The organism is Pseudomonas sp. G5(2012) (genome assembly GCF_000408945.1).
Lineage (GTDB): Bacteria > Pseudomonadota > Gammaproteobacteria > Pseudomonadales > Pseudomonadaceae > Aquipseudomonas > Aquipseudomonas umsongensis.
Genome location: NZ_APIO01000025.1, coordinates 136,657 through 160,372, shown reverse-complemented (window position 1 = coordinate 160,372; position 23,716 = coordinate 136,657). Strand labels below are relative to the sequence as shown.

At 51.8% G+C, this 23,716-nt stretch carries 25 protein-coding genes and 1 pseudogene; 4 read left to right on the top strand and 22 right to left on the bottom strand.

The genetic code is table 11. The features are described 5' to 3' along the window. Positions 1–40: 40 nt before the first annotated feature. A complete protein-coding gene (locus PG5_RS07905) occupies positions 41–628 on the bottom strand; it encodes a hypothetical protein (protein ID WP_042955284.1) in 588 nt (195 codons plus the stop codon). Continuing rightward, complete coding sequence (locus tag PG5_RS34145; RefSeq protein ID WP_042955283.1) at positions 625–1,764, bottom strand: hypothetical protein; 1,140 nt, start codon at positions 1,762–1,764, stop codon at positions 625–627. The genes PG5_RS07905 and PG5_RS34145 overlap by 4 nt, the downstream gene beginning before the upstream one ends. Positions 1,765–3,600: 1,836 nt before the next feature. Between PG5_RS34145 and PG5_RS34590 the strand changes: the two genes are divergently transcribed. After that, positions 3,601–4,026, top strand: coding sequence for a hypothetical protein (locus PG5_RS34590; RefSeq protein ID WP_218187889.1), 426 nt, complete (start codon positions 3,601–3,603; stop codon positions 4,024–4,026). 44 nt (positions 4,027–4,070) lie between these two features. Here PG5_RS34590 and PG5_RS07885 read toward each other — a convergent pair whose 3' ends face one another. After that, entirely contained in the window at positions 4,071–5,090 is a 1,020-nt protein-coding gene (locus PG5_RS07885; protein ID WP_052024678.1) for a radical SAM protein, read from the bottom strand. A gap of 150 nt (positions 5,091–5,240) precedes the next feature. On the opposite strand from PG5_RS07885, the gene PG5_RS07880 reads away from it, so the two are divergent. Next, positions 5,241–5,903, top strand: coding sequence for a hypothetical protein (locus PG5_RS07880; RefSeq protein ID WP_020796577.1), 663 nt, complete (start codon positions 5,241–5,243; stop codon positions 5,901–5,903). A 173-nt stretch (positions 5,904–6,076) separates the two neighbouring features. Here PG5_RS07880 and PG5_RS07875 read toward each other — a convergent pair whose 3' ends face one another. The 19 genes and pseudogenes from PG5_RS07875 to PG5_RS35270 form a co-directional block, all read right to left on the bottom strand. Then, positions 6,077–6,439 carry a histone-like nucleoid-structuring protein, MvaT/MvaU family gene (locus tag PG5_RS07875; protein WP_020796576.1) on the bottom strand — a complete coding sequence of 121 codons (363 nt, stop codon included), beginning with the start codon at positions 6,437–6,439 and terminating at the stop codon, positions 6,077–6,079. Between the two features lie 481 nt (positions 6,440–6,920). Beyond that, positions 6,921–8,021: a hypothetical protein gene (locus tag PG5_RS07870; protein ID WP_020796575.1), complete on the bottom strand. Its 1,101-nt coding sequence runs from the start codon at positions 8,019–8,021 to the stop codon at positions 6,921–6,923. 374 nt (positions 8,022–8,395) lie between these two features. Further along, a complete protein-coding gene (locus tag PG5_RS07865; RefSeq protein WP_020796574.1) occupies positions 8,396–10,330 on the bottom strand; it encodes an AAA family ATPase in 1,935 nt (644 codons plus the stop codon). Further along, entirely contained in the window at positions 10,320–10,826 is a 507-nt protein-coding gene (locus PG5_RS07860) for an ABC-three component system middle component 5 (protein WP_042955279.1), read from the bottom strand. Before PG5_RS07860 ends, PG5_RS07865 begins: the two co-directional genes overlap by 11 nt. Position 10,827: 1 nt before the next feature. After that, positions 10,828–11,376 (bottom strand): ABC-three component system protein, encoded by a 549-nt coding sequence (locus tag PG5_RS07855; RefSeq protein WP_020796572.1) that lies wholly within the window; start codon positions 11,374–11,376, stop codon positions 10,828–10,830. Next, a complete protein-coding gene (locus tag PG5_RS07850) occupies positions 11,366–11,683 on the bottom strand; it encodes a hypothetical protein (RefSeq protein WP_020796571.1) in 318 nt (105 codons plus the stop codon). The genes PG5_RS07855 and PG5_RS07850 overlap by 11 nt, the downstream gene beginning before the upstream one ends. Before the next feature lie 35 nt (positions 11,684–11,718). Next, positions 11,719–12,459, bottom strand: a complete 741-nt coding sequence (locus PG5_RS07845; RefSeq protein WP_020796570.1) for a PaeR7I family type II restriction endonuclease — start codon at positions 12,457–12,459, stop codon at positions 11,719–11,721. Positions 12,460–12,461: 2 nt separating this feature from the next. Then, entirely contained in the window at positions 12,462–14,183 is a 1,722-nt protein-coding gene (locus tag PG5_RS07840; RefSeq protein ID WP_020796569.1) for an Eco57I restriction-modification methylase domain-containing protein, read from the bottom strand. 23 nt (positions 14,184–14,206) lie between these two features. Beyond that, a complete protein-coding gene (locus tag PG5_RS07835; RefSeq protein ID WP_020796568.1) occupies positions 14,207–14,506 on the bottom strand; it encodes a HigA family addiction module antitoxin in 300 nt (99 codons plus the stop codon). Between the two features lie 366 nt (positions 14,507–14,872). After that, a complete protein-coding gene (locus PG5_RS07830) occupies positions 14,873–16,087 on the bottom strand; it encodes a site-specific integrase (RefSeq protein ID WP_020796567.1) in 1,215 nt (404 codons plus the stop codon). A gap of 17 nt (positions 16,088–16,104) precedes the next feature. Continuing rightward, the gene (locus tag PG5_RS07825) at positions 16,105–16,359 is read right to left on the bottom strand and encodes a hypothetical protein (RefSeq protein ID WP_218187888.1); all 255 of its coding nucleotides are present in this window, start codon (positions 16,357–16,359) and stop codon (positions 16,105–16,107) included. A gap of 54 nt (positions 16,360–16,413) precedes the next feature. Then, complete coding sequence (locus tag PG5_RS07820; RefSeq protein WP_155943714.1) at positions 16,414–16,653, bottom strand: hypothetical protein; 240 nt, start codon at positions 16,651–16,653, stop codon at positions 16,414–16,416. Between the two features lie 523 nt (positions 16,654–17,176). Further along, positions 17,177–18,001: a DUF1566 domain-containing protein gene (locus PG5_RS07815; protein WP_177326136.1), complete on the bottom strand. Its 825-nt coding sequence runs from the start codon at positions 17,999–18,001 to the stop codon at positions 17,177–17,179. Positions 18,002–18,259: 258 nt separating this feature from the next. Further along, complete coding sequence (locus tag PG5_RS07810) at positions 18,260–18,634, bottom strand: hypothetical protein (RefSeq protein WP_042955277.1); 375 nt, start codon at positions 18,632–18,634, stop codon at positions 18,260–18,262. A 55-nt stretch (positions 18,635–18,689) separates the two neighbouring features. Then, positions 18,690–19,019, bottom strand: a complete 330-nt coding sequence (locus tag PG5_RS07805) for an XRE family transcriptional regulator (protein ID WP_042955276.1) — start codon at positions 19,017–19,019, stop codon at positions 18,690–18,692. 4 nt (positions 19,020–19,023) lie between these two features. Then, positions 19,024–19,380 (bottom strand): type II toxin-antitoxin system RelE/ParE family toxin, encoded by a 357-nt coding sequence (locus tag PG5_RS07800; RefSeq protein ID WP_020796563.1) that lies wholly within the window; start codon positions 19,378–19,380, stop codon positions 19,024–19,026. Positions 19,381–19,663: 283 nt separating this feature from the next. Continuing rightward, on the bottom strand, positions 19,664–20,059 hold the full coding sequence (locus PG5_RS34140; RefSeq protein ID WP_155943713.1) for a hypothetical protein: 396 nt from the start codon (positions 20,057–20,059) through the stop codon (positions 19,664–19,666). A 70-nt stretch (positions 20,060–20,129) separates the two neighbouring features. Beyond that, on the bottom strand, positions 20,130–21,374 hold the full coding sequence (locus PG5_RS07790; RefSeq protein WP_020796561.1) for a site-specific integrase: 1,245 nt from the start codon (positions 21,372–21,374) through the stop codon (positions 20,130–20,132). Between the two features lie 200 nt (positions 21,375–21,574). Beyond that, positions 21,575–21,637, bottom strand: a pseudogene (locus PG5_RS35270) (hypothetical protein); the annotation flags it as partial. A gap of 439 nt (positions 21,638–22,076) precedes the next feature. On the opposite strand from PG5_RS35270, the gene PG5_RS07785 reads away from it, so the two are divergent. Together PG5_RS07785 and PG5_RS07780 are read left to right on the top strand one after the other, a co-directional pair. Then, on the top strand, positions 22,077–22,793 hold the full coding sequence (locus tag PG5_RS07785) for an ABC transporter permease (RefSeq protein WP_020796560.1): 717 nt from the start codon (positions 22,077–22,079) through the stop codon (positions 22,791–22,793). A gap of 20 nt (positions 22,794–22,813) precedes the next feature. Next, complete coding sequence (locus PG5_RS07780) at positions 22,814–23,707, top strand: glycine betaine ABC transporter substrate-binding protein (protein ID WP_020796559.1); 894 nt, start codon at positions 22,814–22,816, stop codon at positions 23,705–23,707. Positions 23,708–23,716 lie beyond the last annotated feature (9 nt).

Genomic DNA, 23,716 nt, shown 5'->3' with positions numbered 1-23,716 from the left:
GCAAGACACCTTAAAAAGCCATACTGCTTGCGCTACTGCATCAACTTGACGAGTTAGTATGACCAGTGTGTTTTAGAGCGTATTCAAGTCGCTTAATCTCGAACTCAGTCAACCCCCCCTTAATAGGAGAAAGCACATTAACTATTGTTTCGTAATCCCTAGCTTTCCAAGCCTCCTCAATGATTTCTCGTGCATATTTCAAACTCGAATCCAATTCGAATTTCTTGCATTCCATGTTGCGCCATTCCTGAATTTGAGAATATGACTCTTTATTTCCTGAAAGGAAGTCAGCAGCATGAATTAGAATCAAATTCGCAACCCGTGGCAAGATATTAGACAACCCCTCCTCATCGACAACCATTAGGCCATCAAGAAAGTCAGATTCTTGTCTTCCCCGAAATCTAAGTATTTCCGCCAGCGAAAAACTCTCTTGTGGATACTGAGCACCATTTCCACCTAAAGTAATACTCAACTCAAAACTCCTAAGCCTATCCAGAGCTACCGTCAAAGAAACAAATTCATTTTGATATTTAAGTAGTTGTTCACTGGACTCGATACAGGTGAGCCCGAAGCCGTCTGCAACTTTGTCAAAACAGTCCTTTGCTTTGGTGATAGAAGGCAATTTCATTTCCGTCGCTTCTTATTAAGATCTGTAGGTGGATAATACGCGCCAGTCAACGGATTGTATCGCCAGCCGCGAGTCTCTAATAGGCTGCGCTCTGCGCGTAAAAAACCTCCGGTCGGGATGCGTTCACCAGTCACTGGATTGCGATATGAATCGTATATTGGGTCTCCTTTTGCCATTTGTTCTCGCAGTCTTCCAGAATTTTGAGACCAATTTGCTTTAGGGGTTCCTTTATTTGGAAGATATAACATGAAGTCGCCATCTTTCCAATTGCTAGTTTTGCTTGTGCTGCTCGCGCCAAACTTAAAAAGATTAAGTCCACCCTTACAGTGATTATAATCACAGCTATCGAAATTACTGGCTGCTAATTTCAAACCACCCGCTTTTTTGGCTGATTGCGCGCCCACCCGCCTAGATAAGTTGGTGTCTTGTCCCGTTGAAACCTTTAGCTTTTTTGCTACCACCTGGAACGCTTGACGTTGGGCCGCGAACTCTTTTGTCGTGAGCTGCTTACCTGGCTGGTACGCCGCTATATTTTTCGCGCCAGAGTTAGCTTTGAATTTTTCGCTGAGAGTGAGCGGCCTTGCAGGCTGGGGAATATTGGCTTTCCCCGAGGTAGTACGTTGCTTTTGCAGAAAATCCTGCTTAAGCCGCAGCAACCGCTCCTGCCTGCTTTTTTCTAACCCTTGTTGTTTCAGGGCACTCCGGTCAACGGCCTGTTGTTTTGCGAGAACCTGGTCTTTGGCCGCTTTCCTGGATTCTGATTCGACCCGTTGTGACGTCGCTTGACGCTGACGATCCAGAGCCAGCTGACGCTGCTGCATGGCCTGATCACGCTGCTGCTGCATGATGCGCTGGGCTTCTTGTTGCCGCGCCCGCATGATCCTTTGCTGCTCTGCCTGCTGCTGACGGATGGCGGCTTGTTGCTGGCGGGCCTGTTCCTGTTGCCGCCGCATCTGTTCCTGCTGGCGCTGCATCTGCATTTGCTGTTGCTGCTGTTGCTGCTGCATCTGTTGCTGGCGCTGCATTTGCTGCTGCGAATAGTAGCTATCATAGCGCTGGGCTAAAGCGTTCCCGCCCATGATCATGGCCATCAGCAAGGCCAGCATGATGGTGATTTGAGAACGGGACAGCCGCATGGTGCTCCCCTCTGTTGCCTAAGTAAGCGCTATGGCGTCAACTATCCAGAGGCCCATAAAGGCCCAAGCGCAAGCGATCATCTCCCCATGCGCATGGCTTTAAGCGTAGCAGCGCCTTAGCCGCTCATCACTGGATACAAAACGGAAGAAAAGCCAGTGAGGCACTGACCTCATTGGCCTATACTCGAACCAGCTAATGGACTAGCGCCCCTTCGACAGATAGCCCGCTCCGTGCGGGCTTTTTGTTTTCTTCGCGGCCAATGTCCAAATGGAGGAATGATCTATGGCTCACCCAAAATTATTTCCAGCAGTGCTGGCCAGCCTTCAATTGAATCAAATGATGATCGGTAAGGCCTTCTGAGGAGATTGCTGGGTAATTGCACAGATTTGCCCACCCATTTGCATTTGACCTGACCAATCATTTCAATCGGATTTGACCATCACACTGCGTGGCCATGGCCGGCAGAAAACGCCCCATGGCTGACGGTGGCGACAGGCAATAATCGCCCCATAGCAGTCACCTGTCTTTACATGATCGCCTGGATTGGAGTCGGGGTAGGCGTTCCCCTGATCTGGTAACTGGCCTACCACGAAGCCGATTGTCTTTCGGATTAACGCCATAATGAAACTGATGTCACACTAAACCGATAGGAACAACGGATCGTAGTTCCGGGTCACGTCGATGATGGGGGTACGACTCCGATGAGCAACCTAGACGATTTTCGCTTCCAGTCTCACGAGCTTTTGCTCCAGCTTGACGCCGCAACCACCCATTTAATGATGCTTGTATCGGCACGGCAGGTAGAGGGCGCTTCGTGGATTGAAGCTACCAATCGCCAGAAGCTAGCGTATGAGGCGTGGGCTACGTTTCTTAGCGCACCAAAAATTGACCCGATGCCTGTTCTAGATGGGCGGGCGGCAGGTGGCTACGCACCATCGGCAGACTGAGAATTTTTCTACTGGTTAAGTTAGTCAAGGATGCTTGGGTGACCTACACAGGGTACTGCTGAATCGGGCAGATAGGTTCTTTGACGGCATGAACCCGCTAGATGGTGCGACCGAACTTTTTGCGGATCGCGTCTAAGTCATCCCACGGGTTACGCCATTGTCCTGAGTAACCACAAGCTGAGGAATGGACGAACGCTTCACCACGATCTATTTCTTTCTGCTGTGCTTGGCAGGATCGGCAAGACACAATGCCATTAGTGATTTTCCAGCGGTCGTTCCAATCAGTCAGATCCTCGCTCGCCGTCATAAATCACCATTTCAGATATACGCCCTACTAGAGTGAGTAGCTGGTAGCGGGCAAGGTCCCAAAAACTCTTGGGCAAGACTAAAGGCGTTCTGAAATGAAATCATCTCTGGGGCGGCAATCAGGACATTGAGCGGAATAGCTGCTCTGAGTTTTTCGCTTCGCACTCAGCCTCAGCTTCCATTCGTGTTGGAAATGACGCGGGCAGTCGACACTTTTCTTTGGTGTCGTAGATGCTAAAGCCACAAGGCGCCATGCTGGAGTAGTAGCGAGAGCCATCACGTACCGACCCCGTTTCCTCTGGTATCCCAGGAACGACAACAAATCTCGATGCCATTTCATCACCTATCCGCTGATCGTCATAATACGGTTTAGCGGCATATGGCTAGTACATCAAGCCTTTCGAAATTGGAGTCGACGGGTGGGTACCCTTGCGTTGCGCCAGGGAGCGGGACGCCCCTTTAAGCAGCCTTGTTTTCACGAAAGGGATCGTCACCAACTGGCCGGGACAAAGGCTTTCCATTGGCCCGGTGCGCGGTTAGCGCATAGAGCCCGGCCTGGCGGTGCAGCCGTCAGGTGCGCCCATGCTTTTGCTTAAGTTCAGAAGCTGCTTATCAGAACTTTCACTTCCCCTCTCCTCCTGGATCGTCACGCCTCATGCCCATTTTGTTTTTGCTGTAGCACAAACGTCGTCTCTGTCCTGCGGCAAGTCATCAATGACTCCTTCTCTTACGTTGCGGCCCGAAGCGGGTGCTGCGCAGCCGACGCCTGTGCTGATGCAGCGTCACAAGGTCACGAAGGGTGGCGAAAAAGGCAAAAGGAGATTTGAAATGAAACTGCTGACGATCTTTGAACTGGCTGCAAAACCTGATCACGAACTGCGCGCGCTGTACCGCGAGGCCTTCAATGAAGCCGCCCGCGCTGACCGGACAAGCCAGGAACAACGTAATGCCCTGGCCTCGCTGGCGAATATCCGCCGCGTGATGAGCGCAAGAGCGTTGCGCCCTTGAGTCCATGGGCTTCTCGTCACCACAAATCAGATGAGTGCCACGACCTAGGGCGAACAATTGCGATTGGGTTCGCATTTTTGCCCTGCATTGGGGCCGCAAGGCGGGCATTGCCTGGATGGTCCACACTCTGGCATGCACTCCTTGTTATTGGGACCGCAGTCGGGCTGACAGAAGGCGTTGTTGCTCGTCGCCTGGGCGATTTGTTGCCTGACCAGCGACAATGTTTCTGAACCGACGACGTCTTCCAGCGCGTTGCCGAGAATCGAACCCACAGGCCAACTCTTGGACATGATACAGGGAGCCACAACGCCATCGGGGCCGATTGCCAGGACGCCCTCGGCGCATCGACCGCACAGATTCTCCATGGAGCATTTCTCGCCTGGCTGAGCGCGCCCAAAGCCGCGAACATGGTCATGCCCAATATCGGTAATGCCCAGTGCATTTAAGTAATGCATGGTCGCTTCCAGCTCGCCTGAATTTTCCTCCATTTCGACAATGCCGACTCTAAGGCCAACTCCTGCCGAGAGCACTTTCCGTATATTCGTAGTGGTGCGGTTAAAGCTGCCTGGAGATTTGGTGATGCTGTCATGTGTCAGGCTATTGCGAGAGTAAAAGGATGTTGCGACGGCAATACGGTGTTTTTGAAAAAGACTTATGAGTTCGTCACTCAGGTGAAGCAGATTTGTGAATACCTCAATAAACTCGTATCCGATATTTGAGGCATGCTCGATCAGTGAGGGAAGCGCCTTGTTGAGCGTGGGTTCTCCGCCAATAAACTGAACCTGACGGCAACCTAACTCATAACTTTCATTGAGCAGGCGAATATAGTCGCCTGCTGTCAATACATCGAGTTCACCGCTATACGGACTAGAAGAGGAGTAGCAGTGTGTGCATTGCAAATTACATCTGTTGGTTAGTTCCAGCCAGAGAAACTCAAGTGGTGATGATGAAGAAACCGGTTGCGAAGTAGCATGATGTTGCATGGCATCAAACTCCTTTGTTTCAGGGTGTGCATCAAGCATCCTGTTACTGCTGAGTCGCTTGAAGGTCTTGAGCGTAGCCATTCAAGAATAGCCGCCATTTATTTTTTTGCCAGTCGACGTTATTTATAGGGCATCCGTATATTAATGATTTTTTAATCGACTCTAGGACTATGACGGTTTTTCTGGCTCATATTGTTATGCTTGTGTTATATCTTATGAAGAAAGTGAGGAATGTTGCTCTACGGAACGCCAGAACTGCTAGACGAAGTGATCCAGGAAACGCAAAAAATTCTGCGTTGTACGGTTACGGGGTGTTCAGTACCTGAAAAATCTCAAGACTCAACAAGTCTTCAATCCATCTTTGCCGGGTGCTGCGGATTGGCACAATGTATCGCCGGATATGCGCTCCAGGATTTGGGCGTACCGGTAAAACCGTTAGCGACGCAATCGTTGGAAGGCTATTACCAGCAAGGGCATGCGGTCCTGGTGTGTAAGGTCGCCGAAAAGGCTGATAGCCGTTGGCATCTCATTGATGCGACCTTTGGGCAATTCTGTGGGGAAGCGAAATACCTGGATACACCCAGCCCCGCGTTTTATCTGATGCAGAGCGCCGAAGGTGCGGGCATGACTGCCGCTTTGTTAGAACGCGGTCATGTAAGCCTGACGCCGGAACGCGCGGCGCTGTACCTGTCGGCATTCTGCAATGGCGTTGCACCATTGGAAAAAGGGTTGGCCATGGTCTTCATGCAAAATCCACCACAGCATCCCTATCACTACCGGCGGGATATCGGCTGCGACGACTATAGCCGCGAGAATCTTGGACGCTATGGCCAGCTGATTGACAGCTCCCGTCTGGCTTCGCGCCGATCAACCCAAAGTCAGTTCAAGCTTTAATCTTTCAGCATTCCCAGGGCGTTCAACGCCGACGTCAGCGCTGACCGGACAAGCCAGGAACGCTGGAACGCCCTGGCCTCGCTGGAAAACATTCGCCGCATGATAAACGCAAGAGCGTTGCACCCTTGAGCCCTCATTCGGAGCGGGCATAAAAGCCCGCTCCGGATTGCCAATCAGGCCTGGAGCCAGGATTCCACGGTGGCGGCACCGTACTGGGCTTTCCACTCTTTCAAGACGCGGTGATTGCCGCCCTTGGTTTCCACCACTTCGCCATTGTGAGGGTTCTTGTAGCGTTTCAATACGCGCGGACGCCGATGCGCGCCAACGACCTTCTCCTGTTTGCGGCCAGCCGGGGCAGGATCAAGGATGGCAATGACGTCCTTTAAACTCTTGCCATAGGACTGCATCAGGTTCGTCAGCTTTTCTTCGAACTCGATTTCTTTCTTCAATCCGGCATTGGTCTTCAGCGCTTCCAGTTGAGCAAGTTGCTCCTGTAGCGCCCGTTCAGCCGCTCGAAATTCTGCCAATTTTGACACTGTTATCACTCCTGATAGGACGCATGTGCGCGTGGGACTGAATATAGCAAAACCGAGTATGCTTTTTCACGCAGGACAGTAATGGCGGCGAGTGTAAGGGGATTGCCCGCACCAAAGAGCGAGACATGTAGCCCAGCATCCCTGATTGCTTGGCATCCTCAAACTCGATGGTCAGGCTGTCGCGAATCATACCTTCTAGGCGGGGGCCAAGTGACAGTTCGTCAGACACTCGCTAGGGTGGTTCGGCATCACTTGCCGAAGCCAGGATCAGTTCGTTTCCATGGCTTGTATTATTTCTCTGTGTAGACATCCCTTCACAGTCCTGTTTTGGAGAAGACTCCAAATTTTATTCGCTGTGACGGAGAAAAGAAAATCGAATTAGAGGGCGATAAATAGGTAGTCCATCCGACCTAAATTTACCTTCTACGGTACGATGCGATGCGGCCCAATTACATTGCCGCACCGCGTAGCTAGCTGTGCTCTAGATAATATTTTGCGGAGCACATATTTGCTCGTCTGATCTAACTAAATTTTTACTCTTCACTGCATTATCGTACCAGGTCAGCCACTCGCTGTTAACGTAGCAGCCTTTTTTGACCTGTATAATTTTGCAAAACTCGTTACTTCCAGTGCATGGTATATTGCCACCGAAATCTTTCACCGGATCGAGGCAGTAGGGTACAGTGTCTGGTTTATGAACAACAGGGAGCTCAGTGTCTTTTCCTATGTATGCCATGCCAGCAGGCGTTTCCCTGCATCTCTTTGTAAATTGCATCTTACCATCCCAATAGGCCTCATTACCCATTGTCTCGCCATCTAATCGCATCACATATTTTCGAGGCTCAACAGGATCTTTTTTTGGGTTGGCATTAAACTCTGCCATGACGTAGGTATAGTTTTGAAGATTATTTTTAAAATTGAAGGACGCTTCAGGATAAATACCATTGACTTTTGATCTAGTGCAGTCAAAGGTTATCATTTGCCCCGGATCAAAATCAAAAGGCACTACCGACTTAGCCTGCCTCCCTTTTAAAACCATTTTTTTGTATGTTATATCGCAATTGGCCTGGTTCTCAGGGGTTGTGCTGACACCTTGAAATAAGACGCCGCCCCTGTGCTCCAAGTTTATCATAGTAACAACAAACTTCTCACTTGTTTGCGGTTTTAGCTCTACTTGAAGTTTTGATTTCATTGCCGAAATACAATTATTAAATGAGGTCAAGGCCGGTGCGAACACCGTCTTGTATACGCGACTAGAAAAGCTTTTATCCCTTGCAAAGCTGCTGTTCTCCTTGCACCACTGCTTCGAATTTGAGTTTGTGCTTTCCGCACTAAGCCCAGCCTTGAATGGCACCTTCACAACGGTTTCAATGAAACCATCGAAACCATTGCTACTTTCAGACTTTTCTACTCCGCAAGCGCGATCATAACGATAACTCATTTGATCAACCTGATCGAACTGCTCAAAGCTCTCTGTGGCAGCTAATAGCAACGGTGCCCTGCAAATCTCAAATTCATCAGCAAATGCCGGCGTGGCGAAAGCGCCTGTTAGTGCGATAAGTAGTACGGATTTTCTTGACATTGTTTTCTCCATGGACAGAGCCAGCCACCCTTGTGACTTACGCTCTAAGGAGCATAGCTACAACGCCAACCATTTCGAGGCGCGCCCTCTACGTACAGGCGAGAAACGAGTAGATATTTTGCAGCAATTGGGTGGGGGATAGAACTGAATGCAGCAACGGTGCACAAAAGCGCGCAGCAAAGCGATCATCGCTCGCCTACCTGGGTCAGCAGGCGGTCAACATGGACAGCAGACTTATTGGCTCTTTCCGTGATGACGGAGGGTTTGTCGCCGCCAAGGAGATAGGAAAGCCAAGGCTATTAAGATGTCTTGGCCTCACCGCACAATCTTTGTACAGGAGTTTCTCAAGGGCATTGCGCCCTTGAGATCTGATTTTAATGCGCGTTGCCTTTCGAGAACTTGAGCGTGTGCTCGCCTTTCTTGTAGAAAGGACCAACCACATAGTTGGAGGTGTTCAGTTTCGGATCGATCATGGATGTGGTGCAGATTATTTGGTAGTCATTTTCCAGCTCATCGCACTTCTCTACTAGAACTCGCTGGAAATTCTGGCTTCTGGCTTCCATCATCCCCTTATCTTCGATGTTATCCAGCATAAGGAAGCGAGGATACCGTGCCATCTGATCCTTTACAGAGTGAATGAAAATGGCAACCCGTATGGAGTTTTTCAGGATGACCATGGAACTGGCTGAGAATTTCGATCTGCCGTTTACGGCCATCTTGTCTCGTGCGAAGTCAAACGTAACGTCCTCGGGGTTTTCAAAGACGTTTTCATAGCCGCCGTCTGCCTTAATGAACTCTTTAGCGATCTCTTCGATGTCGGTGTAGACATCCTGATAGCGATTTTTTGTCGCTTCGGCCAGTACTTCCAGCTTCTCTTTAAGCGTGGTGATGCGAGAATTGGCATCTGTCTTCCGGGTAGTCAGGTCTTCAATCTGATCCACCATTTTTAATTTTTCACCGTAGTTGGTAATTTGGCTGCGGGCAAAACCTATCTGCGCCCCGATCTCCGAGATGGCCGCGTCCACCGCATCGGCGTTACCCATCAATTCCGCATACTCCATTCTCAGGGAGTTGAGACGATGAGAAATGATCGGAAGTGATGAGCTTATGCTGTCAGACTTGCTCTGATACTCTTTGAGAAGGTATTCGCTTTCACGAATCTGAAAGTGAATTTCATTTATTTTTTGAATATAGGAATAGTGACGCTTTTCCAGATCAAGCCCTGCCTTGCAAAGGCCGCAAGCCGTCCCATCGGCATGAGTCTCAATGGGGCTTAGGCAAGCAGGGCAATATTTGAATATCAACTCACCGAGCGATGTACTGGTAGCCTTTGAGTTTTCGAGGGCGGCAAGGCGCTGCTTAAGAGATTGCAGAAATAGCTTTGTATCCACGATCTCCGAGGTGATGATGGATTTCCGCTCTTCCAGGTCTGCTTTATCTGCGGAGAGCGTTTCAAGCTCTTCTGCGATAGCGGCTGCGCGATCCCGGATACCTTCGGTTACATGTTCCAGCTTTTCATGCCGAATAGCCTTCCGCTTTTCTTCAAGAGCCAGGATTTCGACTTCCAGGGCGGCTATGTCAGATTCAATTCTTTCCCGTCTGATAAGGCTAACGTCAGACCCGAGGAAGCGATAGATGGCCTTGAGCTCGCTGGCAAGGGCGTCGAATTCTCTATTGGCCTCAATGAGTTCCTGACGCAGGTTATGCGCTTCGAGATCATCAATGCCTAGTAAGTACTCACCGATTGCCTTACGTATATCAGCGTTGTCGTAATTCTTGTCTTCTTTGAGCAGCTTGGTAGTTTGCGTAAGCTGATCAACATACATCAGACGTAAAATCTGATGCATTGTGAGGTTTTTGGCTTCATCCGTTTTGTGTGACGGAAGCCCCATCAACAGAAATAGCTGCTGTGAATAACTATGGGTATCCTTATTGCGTGCATTTGGATACCTGAACCAGTTGAGTTTATCGGCCAAGGCAGCCTCCGCATTTCCCTCATAGAGGAACATGGCTGCTTTGCCTGTTTCGGAAATCTCTCTCTTCAAGCAGTAAGTTTTATAGTTCAGCTTTACTTCCGCAATGGTTTCGTCACAAGCAATCTGCTCTTCTGTCCAGTCCGAAACCTCGGCACCCAAGGCGTAATACATAAGATCCATGACAGTGGACTTGCCTGTACCGTTGTCACCGCGAATGATATTCACGCCCAGCTTGAATATTTGATCGTAGACAAACTCACCGGATTTAATAACTATAAATCTGGTGACGAACAGGGCCGGAAATTTATGAGAGGAACGAGTCTCAAGTATCATATTTATATTCCATTAATCCAGACCTGGACTTCAATCCAGATTTTCCATTGAATTCGAGTGCAGGAAGCTCATTCGCAATAAATCTGAACCACTCTTCGCCAGTTGTCTCGTCCGCCTGAAGTCGCACCATTAGCTCGTCTGGAAGCGCAGTTTCAGACCGTGTGACAATACCTTCCTGAAATCTCTCAAGATCAATCAAATCTTTGGCCAGAATATTCTGAATGGCCGTATTCTGGATGGGCTCCAGCTCAAACAGAATGCGCTTGGTGTTTAGCATCGACTCATAAGCGTCAGGCAGCGCATTGATAAGTTTCTTATAGGACTTGACCGTAATCGGCAACGGCGATACGTCTTTAAGTAGATGAGGAAACAAGACATAAAAATCCATCAATCTCATCAAATCCCATTGAAATTCCTTGTGGATCGAAGAGTTCAGGATGAGCAGGATTCGATAAATACTGTGATTAATGTCGTATGCAGGGTGGTAGATAAGCATGTTATTCGGCCCACACGAGATGACATTTGCCAGTCAGGAAGTAAAGCATTCCGAGGACATGCTGCGTCGTAATCGACGAGTTGAAGCCAACGATTGATTGGTATACGGGGTCAACAATGTGATCCTGCACCGCTTTATCGACAATAGATTTGTCTTTCCTCTCCAGAATGAGAGGACGAATCTTCTGGTTGAAGGTTGTGTCGATCATGGCCAGAACATGGGCATAGACCTTCTGCTCGATCAATGACATCTGGCGTTTCGCGAGCATCCTTTCAAATTTATTCTTCAGATAGATCGCATTCTCGACCAGATCCTGGCGATTACCATTCGCAAGCTTACCTTCGACACCAATGATGGGCCGACCGGGCCTATCGGTCGTGTATTCGGCCAGTTCCTCGATAATAGATTCGAGTTCTGGGTTTTCCTTGATCGAAAGCTTTAAGGCGCGGATTGCCTTTTCCAGGGGAAGCAGTGCTGCTTCATGGACATGCTTGTCCCCCAGGACGGCATCGCCCTGTATCTCTCCATGGAACTCAGCACTATTCCCCATTTTCTTCCTTTGAATTTACGGTTTTGTCGCCAAGGACAACATCACCCTTGATGATAGTCCTGTGGAAAACAGCCTTATTTTCTTTATGAACAGTGGTAACGGGCTTTTTGCCAAAATGAACGATGGCGGCATACAGGCAGACCAATAGCCCGCCTGTGACCACCAGCACAAATGCAAACTTCTGCTCGCTGCCAAATACGGCTACCAGCTGATGTTCAAATGCCTGCCCGAGAAACCACCAGATCAAAAAGCAAACGATGGCTACGGGGCCACCAGCCTTCAACGCTGCTTTCCAAAACTCATCCATTGCCCCAACTCCTATTACTACAATCTTTTTTATGCTTATTCCAGCTGCGCCGCCACAGTGGCGACATGCCCCGCCAGGCTGGTCACAAAGGTTTTGAAGCTGGTCAAATCCGAAAGAGACCCGTGCACTCCTGAGCTCACAGCATCACGCGGCGAGGCGATCAGAGAGGCGGCAGAATAGAGCTGCTCCTGCATGAGACGCTGGCACAAAATGTCGTACCGGTTCAGATAGGACGCCCCATTAAATTCTTTGAACGTCGGGAAGTGCGGCGACTTGTCACGAACGGGTGTCCGCGAGCCTGGGGCATCTTCAACCACCATCAGCCAACCAATGAAAGGCCGGGGCTGCTTACCGAACGCGCCTTCACGGTAGGCCGTCCACAGGCAGTGTGCTGTGCCGATGGCCTCTTCCGTTCTGTTGTTGAAGTTGTTCCCGAAAGACGGTCCCACCTGGCTCTTGAGCTCAACGGCGGCAATCAGCTGCCCCTTGTGCATGACGATAATGTCCCAGAGCTTGGTGGGCCTGAAATAGCCCGGAAGCGTCAGGGCAGCCTTTTGCTGATGAATCTGCGCGTGGGCAAGGCCGTTTTTCTTTACGATCTCCGTGATGAGATCGGTAAAGCCGTCCATATTCTTGCCGCCGGTGACACCGGCGCGTTCGCCTTGGTCCGCTTTGCCGGATTCCAACTGCTTCTGCTTAGCGTCATCCCGGCTTTGCCAGAAGGCTTTTATAGCTTCTGGCGTCTTGCTCTCGTAATCAACAAGGTCTAGCGGCACAGTTATTCTCCATTTCCACCAAGGGCGGCACACTCTTCGGGAGTGAGTCCATAAAGTTTAAAAACAGCGCGGTTGCAGGCCGGGATATCGTGTCTCTCGGCGGCTTCGGAAAGCTCTTTCCTCAAGGCTTCAGGAACGTCCTTCCAGAGCGGAACCCTGATACGACGCAGATACTGCGCCTGGAAGCGCAGATACCCGCCCCGCATTTTGGTCGAGTAGACAGTTACAAAAAGTCTCGCTATGCCGGACAGCAGCACCGCCTGAAGAGACTTGAGCTCCCAGTCCTCCGAGAGGATAAAGTACAAATTGTGATGAGGGTACAAAGTGCCATCATCATAGACGATATGGGCATCGCCCTTGATATCCGGGATCAACAGCTTCGGCTTTTTCGCAAGCGAAGGCGTAATCCGGTCAATGGTGCGATACCAGTTGGACGGCTGGCTTTTGGCGCAGTGCCGGTTGGTGATGACTTCCTTGTGGGTTTCCAGGTAACGCCGCAAGCGCGGATATTTTTCGAGGTCAACCAGCCCCCCTTCATCCTGGAAGGGGTTGATCACACCGTAACCGCGCCACTCAATGTGCCCGCTGACGATGTCGCGCGTCATGGCGAGCGGCAGTTTGCGGTCAGGCTCGACATCAAGCGTATCGAAAGGCGCGATATAAACCTTGTCCGCTCCGGTGGCCACACCGATGCCGACTTTGCACCCCGCCTCTTCTAGGGCTGGGAATACCGTTTCAAGACGGCGCACCAGATTGAGCTGGTCTGAGGACTCCAGAATCCAGGGCTCATCGCCCGCAGTGACGCAAGCGATTTCGCGTATGGCCTCTTCACCTGCGGGCAAGGTCTTCTCGGCAATGAGCCCCGCAAGCTTTTTCAGGTGCGCGCGGTTCAGCTCAGGGCTATGCATGATGCGTGTCGGTCCGGATTTTTGCCGGGAGATGATGGTAATCGCCGGATAGGCAATCACATCGGTATGGAACGCCTGGGTGGCGGTCATATCGATATAGGCCTTCAAGTGAAAGCCTGCGGCAACCATATGGCGGAGCGGCCCGCCATAACGGTTTTTCATCCAGCGGTCAGCGCAGATGAAGCCCAGATTGCCGCCCTTCGTGAGGTGGTTGAGCGACCGCTCGATAAAGGGAACGTAGAGGTCCGCCCGGTCATAGATCGTTTTGTACCGAGACCTGTATTCGGCCATCAGCACGTCGGGGATCAGCTCTTGCCGGACATAGGGCGGATTGCCCACGACAAAATCAAACTGCCCTGGAACCTCGGCCAGCAGGAAATCGCCCTGAATGAGCCAGCAATCTGCGAGTGCCAAGGCATCAATACGGGAGATGCCGAAGTCTTCCAGCGTCTGGATCACCAGCGCCTTGGTCTGGCTGAAGGTTTCGTGGTGCAGCTCAACAGCACGAATGCACCCACCCAACGAGCCGGGCGCGTCATTCTTGCAATCGCTGGATTGCCAGACATCCAGCAGTCGCTCGATAGCCGGAAGCAGAAAGTCGCCGCCACCAAAGGAAGGCTCAAGTAGGCGCATGCGGTGCAGCGGCTGGTCGCTGCTGTAACCGCTCAGGTCCAGGATGAATTCGACAACCTCTCTGCGGGTAAAAACAGCCCCCCTTGCTTCCACACCGCCCGTGGTCGCCAAGGCATGGACGGCTGCCGCAACCGGGCAGAGGTCAGGAAATGAAAGCTGATGAAGTTTAAGAGATGTTGTCATGTGGCCTTATAAAGGATCTTAAATTAAATAATAGCGTTCGGTTGTACGTGGAGAGACCGAACTTTAATGGCGGCGGTGCGTTTCCTTGCTTCGGCCAGGTCGAATATTAATTGGCGCTGGAGCCATGTTTCGGCACCACCACCAAACACCAGGTCAAGCCGGATGGCCATCTCTGGAGAAATCCCGGATTTACCTGTTAATAAATTGGAGAGCGCCTGTCGGCTGACCCCTAAAATTTCAGCCCCGGCAGTCACGGACAGGCCGCTGCGTTCAAGACACTCTTGCCGCACCAGCGCACCGGGATGAATATCATTGACGGACATAGCGACTCCTCCCGCTCCTTCGTCGGAGCGCAATGGTCAAGCGTCAAGCGACACTTGTCAATGCGCTACAGAGCCCGGAAGCAGCCCAGCCCAGATGATTCGGAAGCCCCCACCAGGGGAACGCTGGCCTGCGCGCCAGGCGGATTCGCCACACACCCGCCACAAGCTCAAAACGACCGTGATGGACAATGGCGGATTTCTGCGGGTTTCAGAGGGTGGCAAAGTTGTGGCAAAAACGGCCCCAAGGGGCCGTTTCTTTCCAGAATATTTTGCTAAGTCATTGATTTTAAAATGGCAGGGGCAGAAGGATTCGAACCCTCGACCTACGGTTTTGGAGTCCCCAAAAAAGCATTGAATTACAATCTATTAGGTAGTGCTTGCCACAGATTCGCCACATGAATTCGCGCCAAGCGTCCCAACGACTCCGAATCGATTGCTCTTATCGTCGTCGGCCTGCTCGATCAGGTGGCCGTATGTGTTCAAAGTGGTCTCGATGTTGGCGTGTCCCATCAGCTTCTGAATTCGCTTCAGGTTAAGTCTGCGCTCGATAAGCATTGAGGCGTAGAAGTGCCGAAGGGCATAGGGGGTAAATTTCGGCTCCTCAACCTGCCCCTCATCCTTTTCGACCATTTTTATGAGCCCTGCTTCTTCACATGCGACGTAGAAGCCTCGCTTGCGCCAGTTGTCCACGCTCTGCCAATGTCCCGTTGCTGTGGGAAAGATTAGGTCGTGCGGATTGTCGATTGCATGGTGATCGGCGTAATGCTTCACGATGTCGTATGCGGCAGGACTGAGATCAATGAATCGCCGTCCAGCCGGAGTCTTCGTTACGGAAATTCTATCCCCTGGGCGCTCAATAGCACGGTCAACCGCAACGCCCTGGTCACGCAGATTGAATTGGGGCACGACAAGATATTCCTGAGGACGCATGCCGCTATCGATAGCGAGATAGAGCATCGGGCGATACCTTCTCCAGGTAAGCGCAATCTGTTTATTCTTGGAGTTGGCAAGGCGGTCAGCAGCAGCCAGAAGATCGCGAACTTCGTTTTCGGTCGGAATCTGGATGGGCTCATCATATCGCGATTCCTTGCGGATACTGACTCCCGCCGCCACATTGCTCGTAACAAGACCACGCTGCGCCATTTCGCGCACGACTGATTGAAACGAGGACATAACCTTGCGAGCCTGATCTCGACTGGCGCAATTTTTGATTAACCAGGAACGAAAGGCGACAATATCTGGCGCAGTAATCTCATGGAGGTCTGTCGTCCAACCGTATCGCTTCATAATTTCAGCGCGATACTGATAATTGCTGAGCGTGTAGCCCGTGACGGGATCGCGGCCATTGCGCCCCTCTGACTCACAGACATCAAGCCATTTGTCGATTGCCTGGGCAACCGTGCAGACGCTGGTCGATACGGGAGCAGCACCGATGCGCGACACTGCATCTTCACGAAATGTACGTGCCTCTTTCAGAGTCGAGAATGTCTTGTACGCATAGCCTGTTGCACTTGCTTTGCAAGGGTAGCGAACTTGATATGTTGTGCCTTTTGCACCTGTTCTTTTTCGAATGTCGGACATGATTCGTCATATCGTATTTAGCCCTTCCGGTCAAATACTCCCTTAAGGCTTTCTACATTTATATGCGCGTTATTTTTGGCGGTTACCTGACAAGTATTGTAAATTTCTACCAGCAGATTTTTGTCTATTTTTAGCCTTCCATCGATGGGGTCAACGAAGAATGGCAGCTTACGTTTTCCGTGTGCATCGGGATCTGCTGCGCGCTTTATTTGCCGCTGACTGAGTTCAATTCCGTTTTCGGCCAGTACGTTTCTGGCCTGCTCTATATTCACGTATCGTGGAAATTCCATGACAATATTAATCCCCCCTAATATTTATTGCCCAAGTTAAATCTTGTAGTCCTCAGCGGCGCTCCGGTACGGCCCGTTACTGTGAAGCTTATTGACCTGCTGCCCCAGTTTGTTGCGCGGCACGACCTCTTCACCAAACTCGTTTATGGGATTGACGTAAAGGGTCACGTTTTTGAGATGCTTAACGTTGTAATCATTCTCCAGCTCATGGAGCTTTTCATAGAACGCCTGGCGCAACTGGGCGACGGTCATCTCCCCTCTGATTATGATTTGCATCACCGCGTGTCTCTTTCCCCAAATAGAAAATTTTATTATTTATATTTTTATGATGAGCCCTGATCAGTTTATAAACTATTAATTTTTACACTCTATAGTTGTAGATTTTGCTTAGTCGATTCCTTGTCGGTCTGCGCCAGTCCCTTGCGACCCGAATGCGCCCCAAGAGGAACGCGAGAGGCGGTCAGTATGTTGCTCTGGGATAAGGTGGTGCCATGTTCCCAGGCGGGGGATTTGCCATGGTTGCCTACTACTCTACACAGGATCTCTGTGATCGCTTCCGCTGCTCAAGCCGTACGCTGTTTCGGCGTATGAAGCGGATAGTGAATCCATTTCCCGCCCCCTGCATGAAGCATGCGGGAAGCTGCAATCTTTGGGACGCTGAAGAGGTATTCCAATGGGAGCGGCGGGAGAGGAATATTTGCGCCCGCTAAAAATTGATTCTGTAGGTTTTTCTTGTGCTTATTAATTTGCTAATAACGGGGCGTGATGAACTTGGCTCAGCGTTTCAAAAGTAAATGCCTCAGCGGCGGACGCACCTCACCCGAAAAAAACTATTTTTACTGCTGGTGTTGTGCTGCCCCCCGCCTAATTGCTGGCTCCACGCAGTGGTCGTAGTGGCCTCCGTAGAGGCCCAGTAGAGAGCGCTCTGGAAATTCGTAATATTCCCGCCTGCCTGGATTATATCTCGCACAGACCATAAGTAATAAGTTTCCACCTGACTTGGCAGATACCAGTCAGCATGACCGCCCGTCCCTAAATCCTTGCATAATTTAAACGCCGGGAATGTTGTGCTATTCGCCACCTGATCGGTGTTTATACGTCCATCATAAATTGAATCCGTGGCAATATCGTTCGTTCCGGTCGATGTTTTCCATGTGCTTGTCGTTCCCTGATCCGTGGTTGGAATGAACAGATGTTCTTGCGTAATCGGGTGATACCCCGCGTACACCGTCCCATCCGCACACAGATCGCCGATATTCGCGCACCCCGCCGGGCCAACTAACCCGGCTTGCTCAAAAGGGCTCCAGGTACTCCCTGAGCAATACTCCCAAGTATCGCTGGCGCTGGTGTATCGCAGTCGCCCCTGCTTATCGCTGTCACATGCCCCGGAGTCAGAGTTGACCTGAAACAGACTTTTGCCATCTGTTGCGCGCTCTTCCAGCATTTTCCAGACCGTCCCATTGCAAATCAGAACCATGCCGGGGATTTGCTCGGGCCCACCTGTGTCGCGTATAAGCCCTGCCGTCGGACAAGCATCACCCGGTTGGGTTTCCGCAGCACGTACAGATACCGGAAACAGAGAAATAAAGGACATAAAGAATAAAAAGATGCCTGCCTTGGCCAATCCAACCTCCCTTGTCAGAGTAACGCCCCCCGGCCTAAAGCTGAGTTGCGGCATCAAAAAAGCGGACGATGCCTTCCGTCTATGTCGGGGTTTCTACGCCCTGGGTCAGATATATTCCGACCTATCCCAAAGATATCAGAGGTTAATTAACAAGCAATCAATAAATTTTAAGACTGGGAAGTTTTGTCATTAACTATTTGATATGCCCGCTAAAGCATTGAGCAGGAGACACTTTCGCCGTATGAGACGGATAGCCGTCTAAAAATATTTTTTATACCATATCGCTTCTTGATAGGGGTTATCTGAAGTAATGCCCTTTGCCAGGTGACATAATTTTCTGGGATTACTATCAGGGCTTTTGCCTTTGCCCACTAATGTCCAGGTGTTATGCTTTGGATCAGTGTATATCTCCAACTCCCATTTATCGTTTTCAGCCTTGATTCCAGTGGGCTCTTCGCCCAATACAAGTTTTAGCCCTTTTTTTATGACGCGATCATAGCCGCAGATAGGCTGTTTATATAATTCCTCTACATCGAGCTCATTCCCAAGGGGATCGGTCATAGCTGCCGCACTTACAGATATAGTGAGCAGATATCCTATGTAGGCTGCCTGGAGAAAGCTCTGGGGTTTCATAGAATGTCCCCTACTTTAAGTGAATAAAAAAGGCCATCCGTATGGATGGCCTTTTTTACTTACAGTCCGCGTTCAGGTCGCGGAAACCTTCAAGCTTCACGGGGGAGCGTCCTGGAAGGCGGGCTACCAGCTCTAGCGTTCCCCCCATGGCTTCGACGTACTCGCGCAGCGTGGAGATCAGCATGTCGGTGCGTTTCTCCACTTTGGAGACGTTTCCTTGTTTTATATCGAGAAGATCGGCCATCGCCTCTTGTGTAAGGTTTAACCCCTTGCGTAACTCCTGCAAGGTCATCTGCTCCTGGATGAGCTCTGCGCCGCGCTGCTCGATTTTCTGCCTGCGCGCAGCGGGAAGCCCTTTCATAACCTGGTCGAGTGACTTAGCCATTGACTTACCCTTTCTTCAATGTGCTCAGGTGCCGGTCGAAGCGGGCATCTGCGCTCTTGATTAAAGCCCTGTAGAACTTCTTCTCGCTGCCGCCTGACTTGTCACCACCGACCAGTACGACGGCCTTCCTTTCGGGATCGAACGCGAAGGCCACGCGCCAGACCCCATCATCAGCCTTGAAGCGCAGCTCTTTCATATTGGCGTACTTCGAGCCGTTGAGCGTATCCACGTGGGGTCGCCCCAGCTCCGGGCCAAATCGCTCAAGTACCTTGAGCTGCGCCAACAGTTCGTCCTGAACCGCCTCAGCCATGGCCTCGAATTCCGGCTCAAATTCGTCACAAAATTCGATATGCCACGCCATGATTAAATATATCCTTAAGTGAATATTCCGTCAAGGGTATAATTTCAGCCCCTGCCCGATCCTAGGCCGATTCCAGGGCTTTGAAAAGGCACCTAGAACGCTATTCCGCAAGGCTTTTCAGGCGCTGTAGGCCTCTTTCTGTTCGGCCAGATAGTCGTACTGGTCATAGACCTGCCAACTGCCCGGCAGCTTGTGGCCGAGCATGATTTCGGCGAAATGGGGCTCTGTAAGGGTCGAGAAATTGGGGCGCGCGGTCTTGCGCAGGTCGTGAACCGGTGCTTGCTCAGGGTGTGCCCTGGAAGTATTTCCTGAACCAGACTTCCTGCGTATATGGATTGTCTGGCAGGCCCCTTGCCAACTGGCAAAGTTTTTTAATGCTGGATGTCGTGAGTTCTTTGCTTTTTCCAACTAAGGTCCAGTTACCATCAGTCGGGTTCGCATAAAGCTCCATATCCCATTTGCTATTCGATGCCGTAATGCCGGTCGGTTGTTCACCTAATAGCGTGGACAAGGCTCTCTTAATACGGACTTCGTAATCACAAGTAGGTTCTTTAAAGAGACCTTCCGCGCTTTGCTCGCGGGTGAGAATGTCGTAATCAGCAATGGCTGTGCCTGCGATGGTACTGCTGGCTAGTAGAGAGCCCAGAGCAGCTATTTTCAGAAGACTTACGTTAGTCATGATCTTTACCTCTCGCGGGAAGAAGAAAGGCACTAAACAATTACGATCCTTGCCCGATCCTTGCCCGATCCTAGGCCGATTCCAGAGCCATGGGTAGGGTGGCCGGACCGCTTTCGACGAGACTTTTCAAGCGCTGGCACCAAGCGCTGTAGGCCTCTTTCTGCTCAGCCAGATAGTCGTATTGGTCGTAAACCTGCCAGCTCCCCGGCAGCTTGTGTCCGAGCATGATTTCGGCGATATGAGGTTCGGTAAGGGTCGAGAAATTCGTCCGTGCCGTCTTGCGCAAATCGTGAACCGACCAGTGCTGCATTTCGTATTTCTGATGCCGCCGCAGCCACTGCATGATGTTGTAGGGCAACTGCAAGGGAGCTCCTATTCCCATCGGCTTGCTCGTTCCACTATTCGTGAACAGGTGTTTGCCCTCGGTACTGAGCGCCATAGCCTGCTTGATTAGTGCTTCGGTCTCCGGGGTGATCGGGCGCAGAAGCGGCTTGCCTGATGCCTTACCGAGCTTGTGGTTCTCCGTGGGCACCGTCCAGACCTTCTTGGCAAAGTCGAAATGGCTTTTTTCGCTCAGGCGCAGCTCACTGTTGCGGCAGCCGTAGATCAGGCAAAGCTTCAGAAAAAGCTTATTCTTGGTCGCCATGCGCGATTGCTCCATGGCTTTCCACACCAGCCTGACTTCCTCATCGGAAAGGGAGCGCGAACCGGCGATTTTTTTGATCTGCAAGTCTTCCTTGGCGTTGATATCCGATAGCGGGTGCGCGGGGATCAACTGGCGCTTCACACCCCATTTCAGCATCTGCTTGGCATTGACCAGGATGCGCTCGGCGATGCCCGGCCTTGCTTTGGCCTGCCCCTCAAGAAGTGCCAGCCATTCGTGCAGGGTGACTTTCCCAGCCGGGAGCTTGCCGATCTTCGGAAACACATGGATTTCGAAGGAACGCAGGATTTCGTGATGCCCCTTCTTGTTGCCTTTGCAGTACGCCGCGTACCACTGGCGGAACAAGGACTCAACGGAGTCGGCCTGGAGGATCGCCTGCTTCTCCAGCTGCTTCACCACCCGAGGGTCATGCCCCTGCTCCAGCTGGGCGCGCAGGCGCTGCGTTTCTGCGCGCGCCTCCTTGAGCGACATCAACGGATACGTGCCGAGATCAAGACGGCAAGGACGACCGTCATAGCGAAAGCGCAGCTGAAAGGTGATCTTGCCCTTGGGCGTCACGCGCACACTTAAGGCCTCGCGGTCGGCCTTCTCTTCGCGTGTGGCGTGGGGTTTGCCGCTATGGGCTTTCAGCCAGGTGTCTGAGATCGCCATGGGCTTCTCCGGACTGCGTACATAATTTTCTGGAGGTTCCGAAATGCTGTTTTGTGTACGCGGTCATGTACACAGATCGCGTGGCTCAGCTTGTCTTCGGATGTCTCAGATTGTCGCGACCTGGCCTGATTTCATCAATGAAATCAGTAGATTATTTGTGAATATGGCGGGGGCTGTCTTAGCCTGACTCAGAGGGTAATGTCAGGGTGGGAAATAATGGCGAAAGTGCGGCGTTTCGCGACTTCGGCGGCCTGTTTGGTCATGGGAAATCGCCTGGCAGGTGATTCAAAAAAGGGCGCAGATTATAGCCCAACTTGATTGAATATCCGAACCATTGAGCACATTAGGGGTGGCCAAATGCTGCTTCAGATGGGAACCTTTCAATACACGGAGACGTCCACTCCCCCGTAACGACCACTCGTCGGGGGCTTGAAACACCTGCAAAGCGGCCTGACGAGGCTGTGCTCATGGCTCAATAGCCGTACGCCTCCCCCTGTAGGAGCGAGCAAGCTCGCGATGGACGTTAACGATAACGCTGGGTACCTGAATGTACGCGTTGTCTGAAGGTTTTTCGCGAGCATGCTCGCTCCTACAGGGGACCGCGCCCGGCATGAGCTGCTTCTCGCGATCATTTTTTCGGCAGCCAGGAATGGCGTTGCCACACGAGAAAGTGTTCGCCGACTGAAAAAAAGGAGTCCGCCTGTGGCTATTCGCTATGGCAAAGGGCTGATAGGAGGCGCGCTGGTAATCGCCCTTCTGGCCCTGCTGGTCCACTGGATCGGCATCAACACGATCGAACACTACCGCGACGATTTGTTGTTTTACCTGCAAGCTCATCTGATTCTCGTCCTCGCTTCCATGCTGGCCGCCCTCATTGTGGGCATTCCTGCCGGCATCTTCCTCAGCCGCCCGACCATGGTTGGACGCGCCGAATGCTTCATGCAGGTCTTCAACATCGGCAACACCGTGCCACCTCTCGCCGTACTGGCCATTGCCCTGGGCGTCCTTGGCATCGGCAGCGGCCCCGCGATATTCGCCCTGTTCCTCGCTTCATTGTTGCCGATCGTGCGCAACACCTACGAAGGCCTGAAAAATGTTCAGGGTTCGCTCAAGGAAGCGGCCGTCGGCATCGGCATGACCCCGTCTCAGGTGCTGTGGCGGGTCGAACTGCCCAATGCCGTGCCGATCATCATCGGCGGCGTGCGCGTCGCCTTGGCGATCAACGTCGGGACGGCGCCGCTGGCGTTCCTGATCGGTGCCAACAGCCTGGGCAGCCTGATCTTCCCAGGCATCGCCCTGAACAACCAGCCGCAACTGCTGCTGGGTGCGGCCTGCACCGCCCTGCTGGCGTTGCTGCTCGACGGCCTGGTGACACTCGCCAGCCGTCTCTGGCTCGAACGCGGTTTGCGCCCGTCTTAAGCCCCGGCAAAGGAATCATCATGAAAACATCAAGCTTTTTACTAGGCTGCATGCTGCTGTTCGCAGGATTTGCCCAAGCCGCGGATAAACCCGTTATCCGCATCGGCGCCCGGGTATTCACCGAGCAAACCCTGCTCGCGGAAATCACCTCTCAATACCTGCGCGCCAAGGGTTATGACACCCGGGTGACCGGTGGATTGGGCAGTAACCTGGCCCGCAGCGCCCAGGAAAGTGGCCAACTGGATCTGATGTGGGAATACACCGGCGTGTCGCTGGTGGCCTACAACCATGTCACCGAAAAACTCGACAGCGCACAGTCCTACACCAAGGTGAAAGAACTCGACGCGAAAAAAGGCCTGATCTGGCTCACTCCGTCGAAGTTCAGCAACACATACGCATTGGCGCTGCCGGAAAAAACCGCAAAGGCCTACCCGCAGATCAACTCCATCAGCGAACTGAACACCGTGATGCAGGCTGAGGCGAAAACCAATCACCTTGTCGCGCTGGACACCGAGTTCGCCAACCGTTCCGACGGTCTGGACGGCATGGTCGACCTCTACGGCATGAACCTGACCCGCAAAAACATCCGCCAGATGGATGCCGGGCTGGTCTACACCGCCCTGCGCAATGGCCAGGTGTTCGCCGGCCTGGTCTACACCACCGACGGTCGCCTGAACGCCTTCAAGCTCAAGTTGCTTGAAGACGACAAGCACTACTTCCCGGACTACACCGCTGCGCCAGTGGTGCGTCAGGATTACCTCGATGCCCATCCGCAACTGGCGCAAGAGATCAAGCCGCTGGCCGAACTGTTCGATGACGAAACCATGCGCCAGCTCAACGCGCGGGTCGATGTCGATCACGAAAGCCCTTCGTCCGTTGCCGCAGATTTCCTGCGCCAGCATCCAATCAAATAAGGAGGAAAA

Excerpts from the sequence above, each read along its gene's own strand:
- PG5_RS07805 (WP_042955276.1), bottom strand. The coding sequence starts at position 19,019 with ATGGCTAAGTCACTCGACCAGGTTATGAAAGGGCTTCCCGCTGCGCGC.
- PG5_RS07800 (WP_020796563.1), bottom strand. The coding sequence starts at position 19,380 with ATGGCGTGGCATATCGAATTTTGTGACGAATTTGAGCCGGAATTCGAG.
- PG5_RS34145 (WP_042955283.1), bottom strand. The coding sequence starts at position 1,764 with ATGCGGCTGTCCCGTTCTCAAATCACCATCATGCTGGCCTTGCTGATG.
- PG5_RS07840 (WP_020796569.1), bottom strand. The coding sequence starts at position 14,183 with ATGACAACATCTCTTAAACTTCATCAGCTTTCATTTCCTGACCTCTGC.
- PG5_RS07885 (WP_052024678.1), bottom strand. The coding sequence starts at position 5,090 with ATGGCTACGCTCAAGACCTTCAAGCGACTCAGCAGTAACAGGATGCTT.
- PG5_RS07855 (WP_020796572.1), bottom strand. The coding sequence starts at position 11,376 with ATGGGGAATAGTGCTGAGTTCCATGGAGAGATACAGGGCGATGCCGTC.
- PG5_RS07835 (WP_020796568.1), bottom strand. The coding sequence starts at position 14,506 with ATGTCCGTCAATGATATTCATCCCGGTGCGCTGGTGCGGCAAGAGTGT.
- PG5_RS07865 (WP_020796574.1), bottom strand. The coding sequence starts at position 10,330 with ATGATACTTGAGACTCGTTCCTCTCATAAATTTCCGGCCCTGTTCGTC.
- PG5_RS07850 (WP_020796571.1), bottom strand. The coding sequence starts at position 11,683 with ATGGATGAGTTTTGGAAAGCAGCGTTGAAGGCTGGTGGCCCCGTAGCC.
- PG5_RS07880 (WP_020796577.1), top strand. The coding sequence starts at position 5,241 with ATGTTGCTCTACGGAACGCCAGAACTGCTAGACGAAGTGATCCAGGAA.
- PG5_RS07905 (WP_042955284.1), bottom strand. The coding sequence starts at position 628 with ATGAAATTGCCTTCTATCACCAAAGCAAAGGACTGTTTTGACAAAGTT.
- PG5_RS07860 (WP_042955279.1), bottom strand. The coding sequence starts at position 10,826 with ATGCTTATCTACCACCCTGCATACGACATTAATCACAGTATTTATCGA.
- PG5_RS34140 (WP_155943713.1), bottom strand. The coding sequence starts at position 20,059 with ATGACTAACGTAAGTCTTCTGAAAATAGCTGCTCTGGGCTCTCTACTA.
- PG5_RS34590 (WP_218187889.1), top strand. The coding sequence starts at position 3,601 with ATGCTTTTGCTTAAGTTCAGAAGCTGCTTATCAGAACTTTCACTTCCC.
- PG5_RS07820 (WP_155943714.1), bottom strand. The coding sequence starts at position 16,653 with ATGCAAATCATAATCAGAGGGGAGATGACCGTCGCCCAGTTGCGCCAG.
- PG5_RS07780 (WP_020796559.1), top strand. The coding sequence starts at position 22,814 with ATGAAAACATCAAGCTTTTTACTAGGCTGCATGCTGCTGTTCGCAGGA.
- PG5_RS07870 (WP_020796575.1), bottom strand. The coding sequence starts at position 8,021 with ATGTCAAGAAAATCCGTACTACTTATCGCACTAACAGGCGCTTTCGCC.
- PG5_RS07790 (WP_020796561.1), bottom strand. The coding sequence starts at position 21,374 with ATGGCGATCTCAGACACCTGGCTGAAAGCCCATAGCGGCAAACCCCAC.
- PG5_RS07810 (WP_042955277.1), bottom strand. The coding sequence starts at position 18,634 with ATGAAACCCCAGAGCTTTCTCCAGGCAGCCTACATAGGATATCTGCTC.
- PG5_RS07830 (WP_020796567.1), bottom strand. The coding sequence starts at position 16,087 with ATGTCCGACATTCGAAAAAGAACAGGTGCAAAAGGCACAACATATCAA.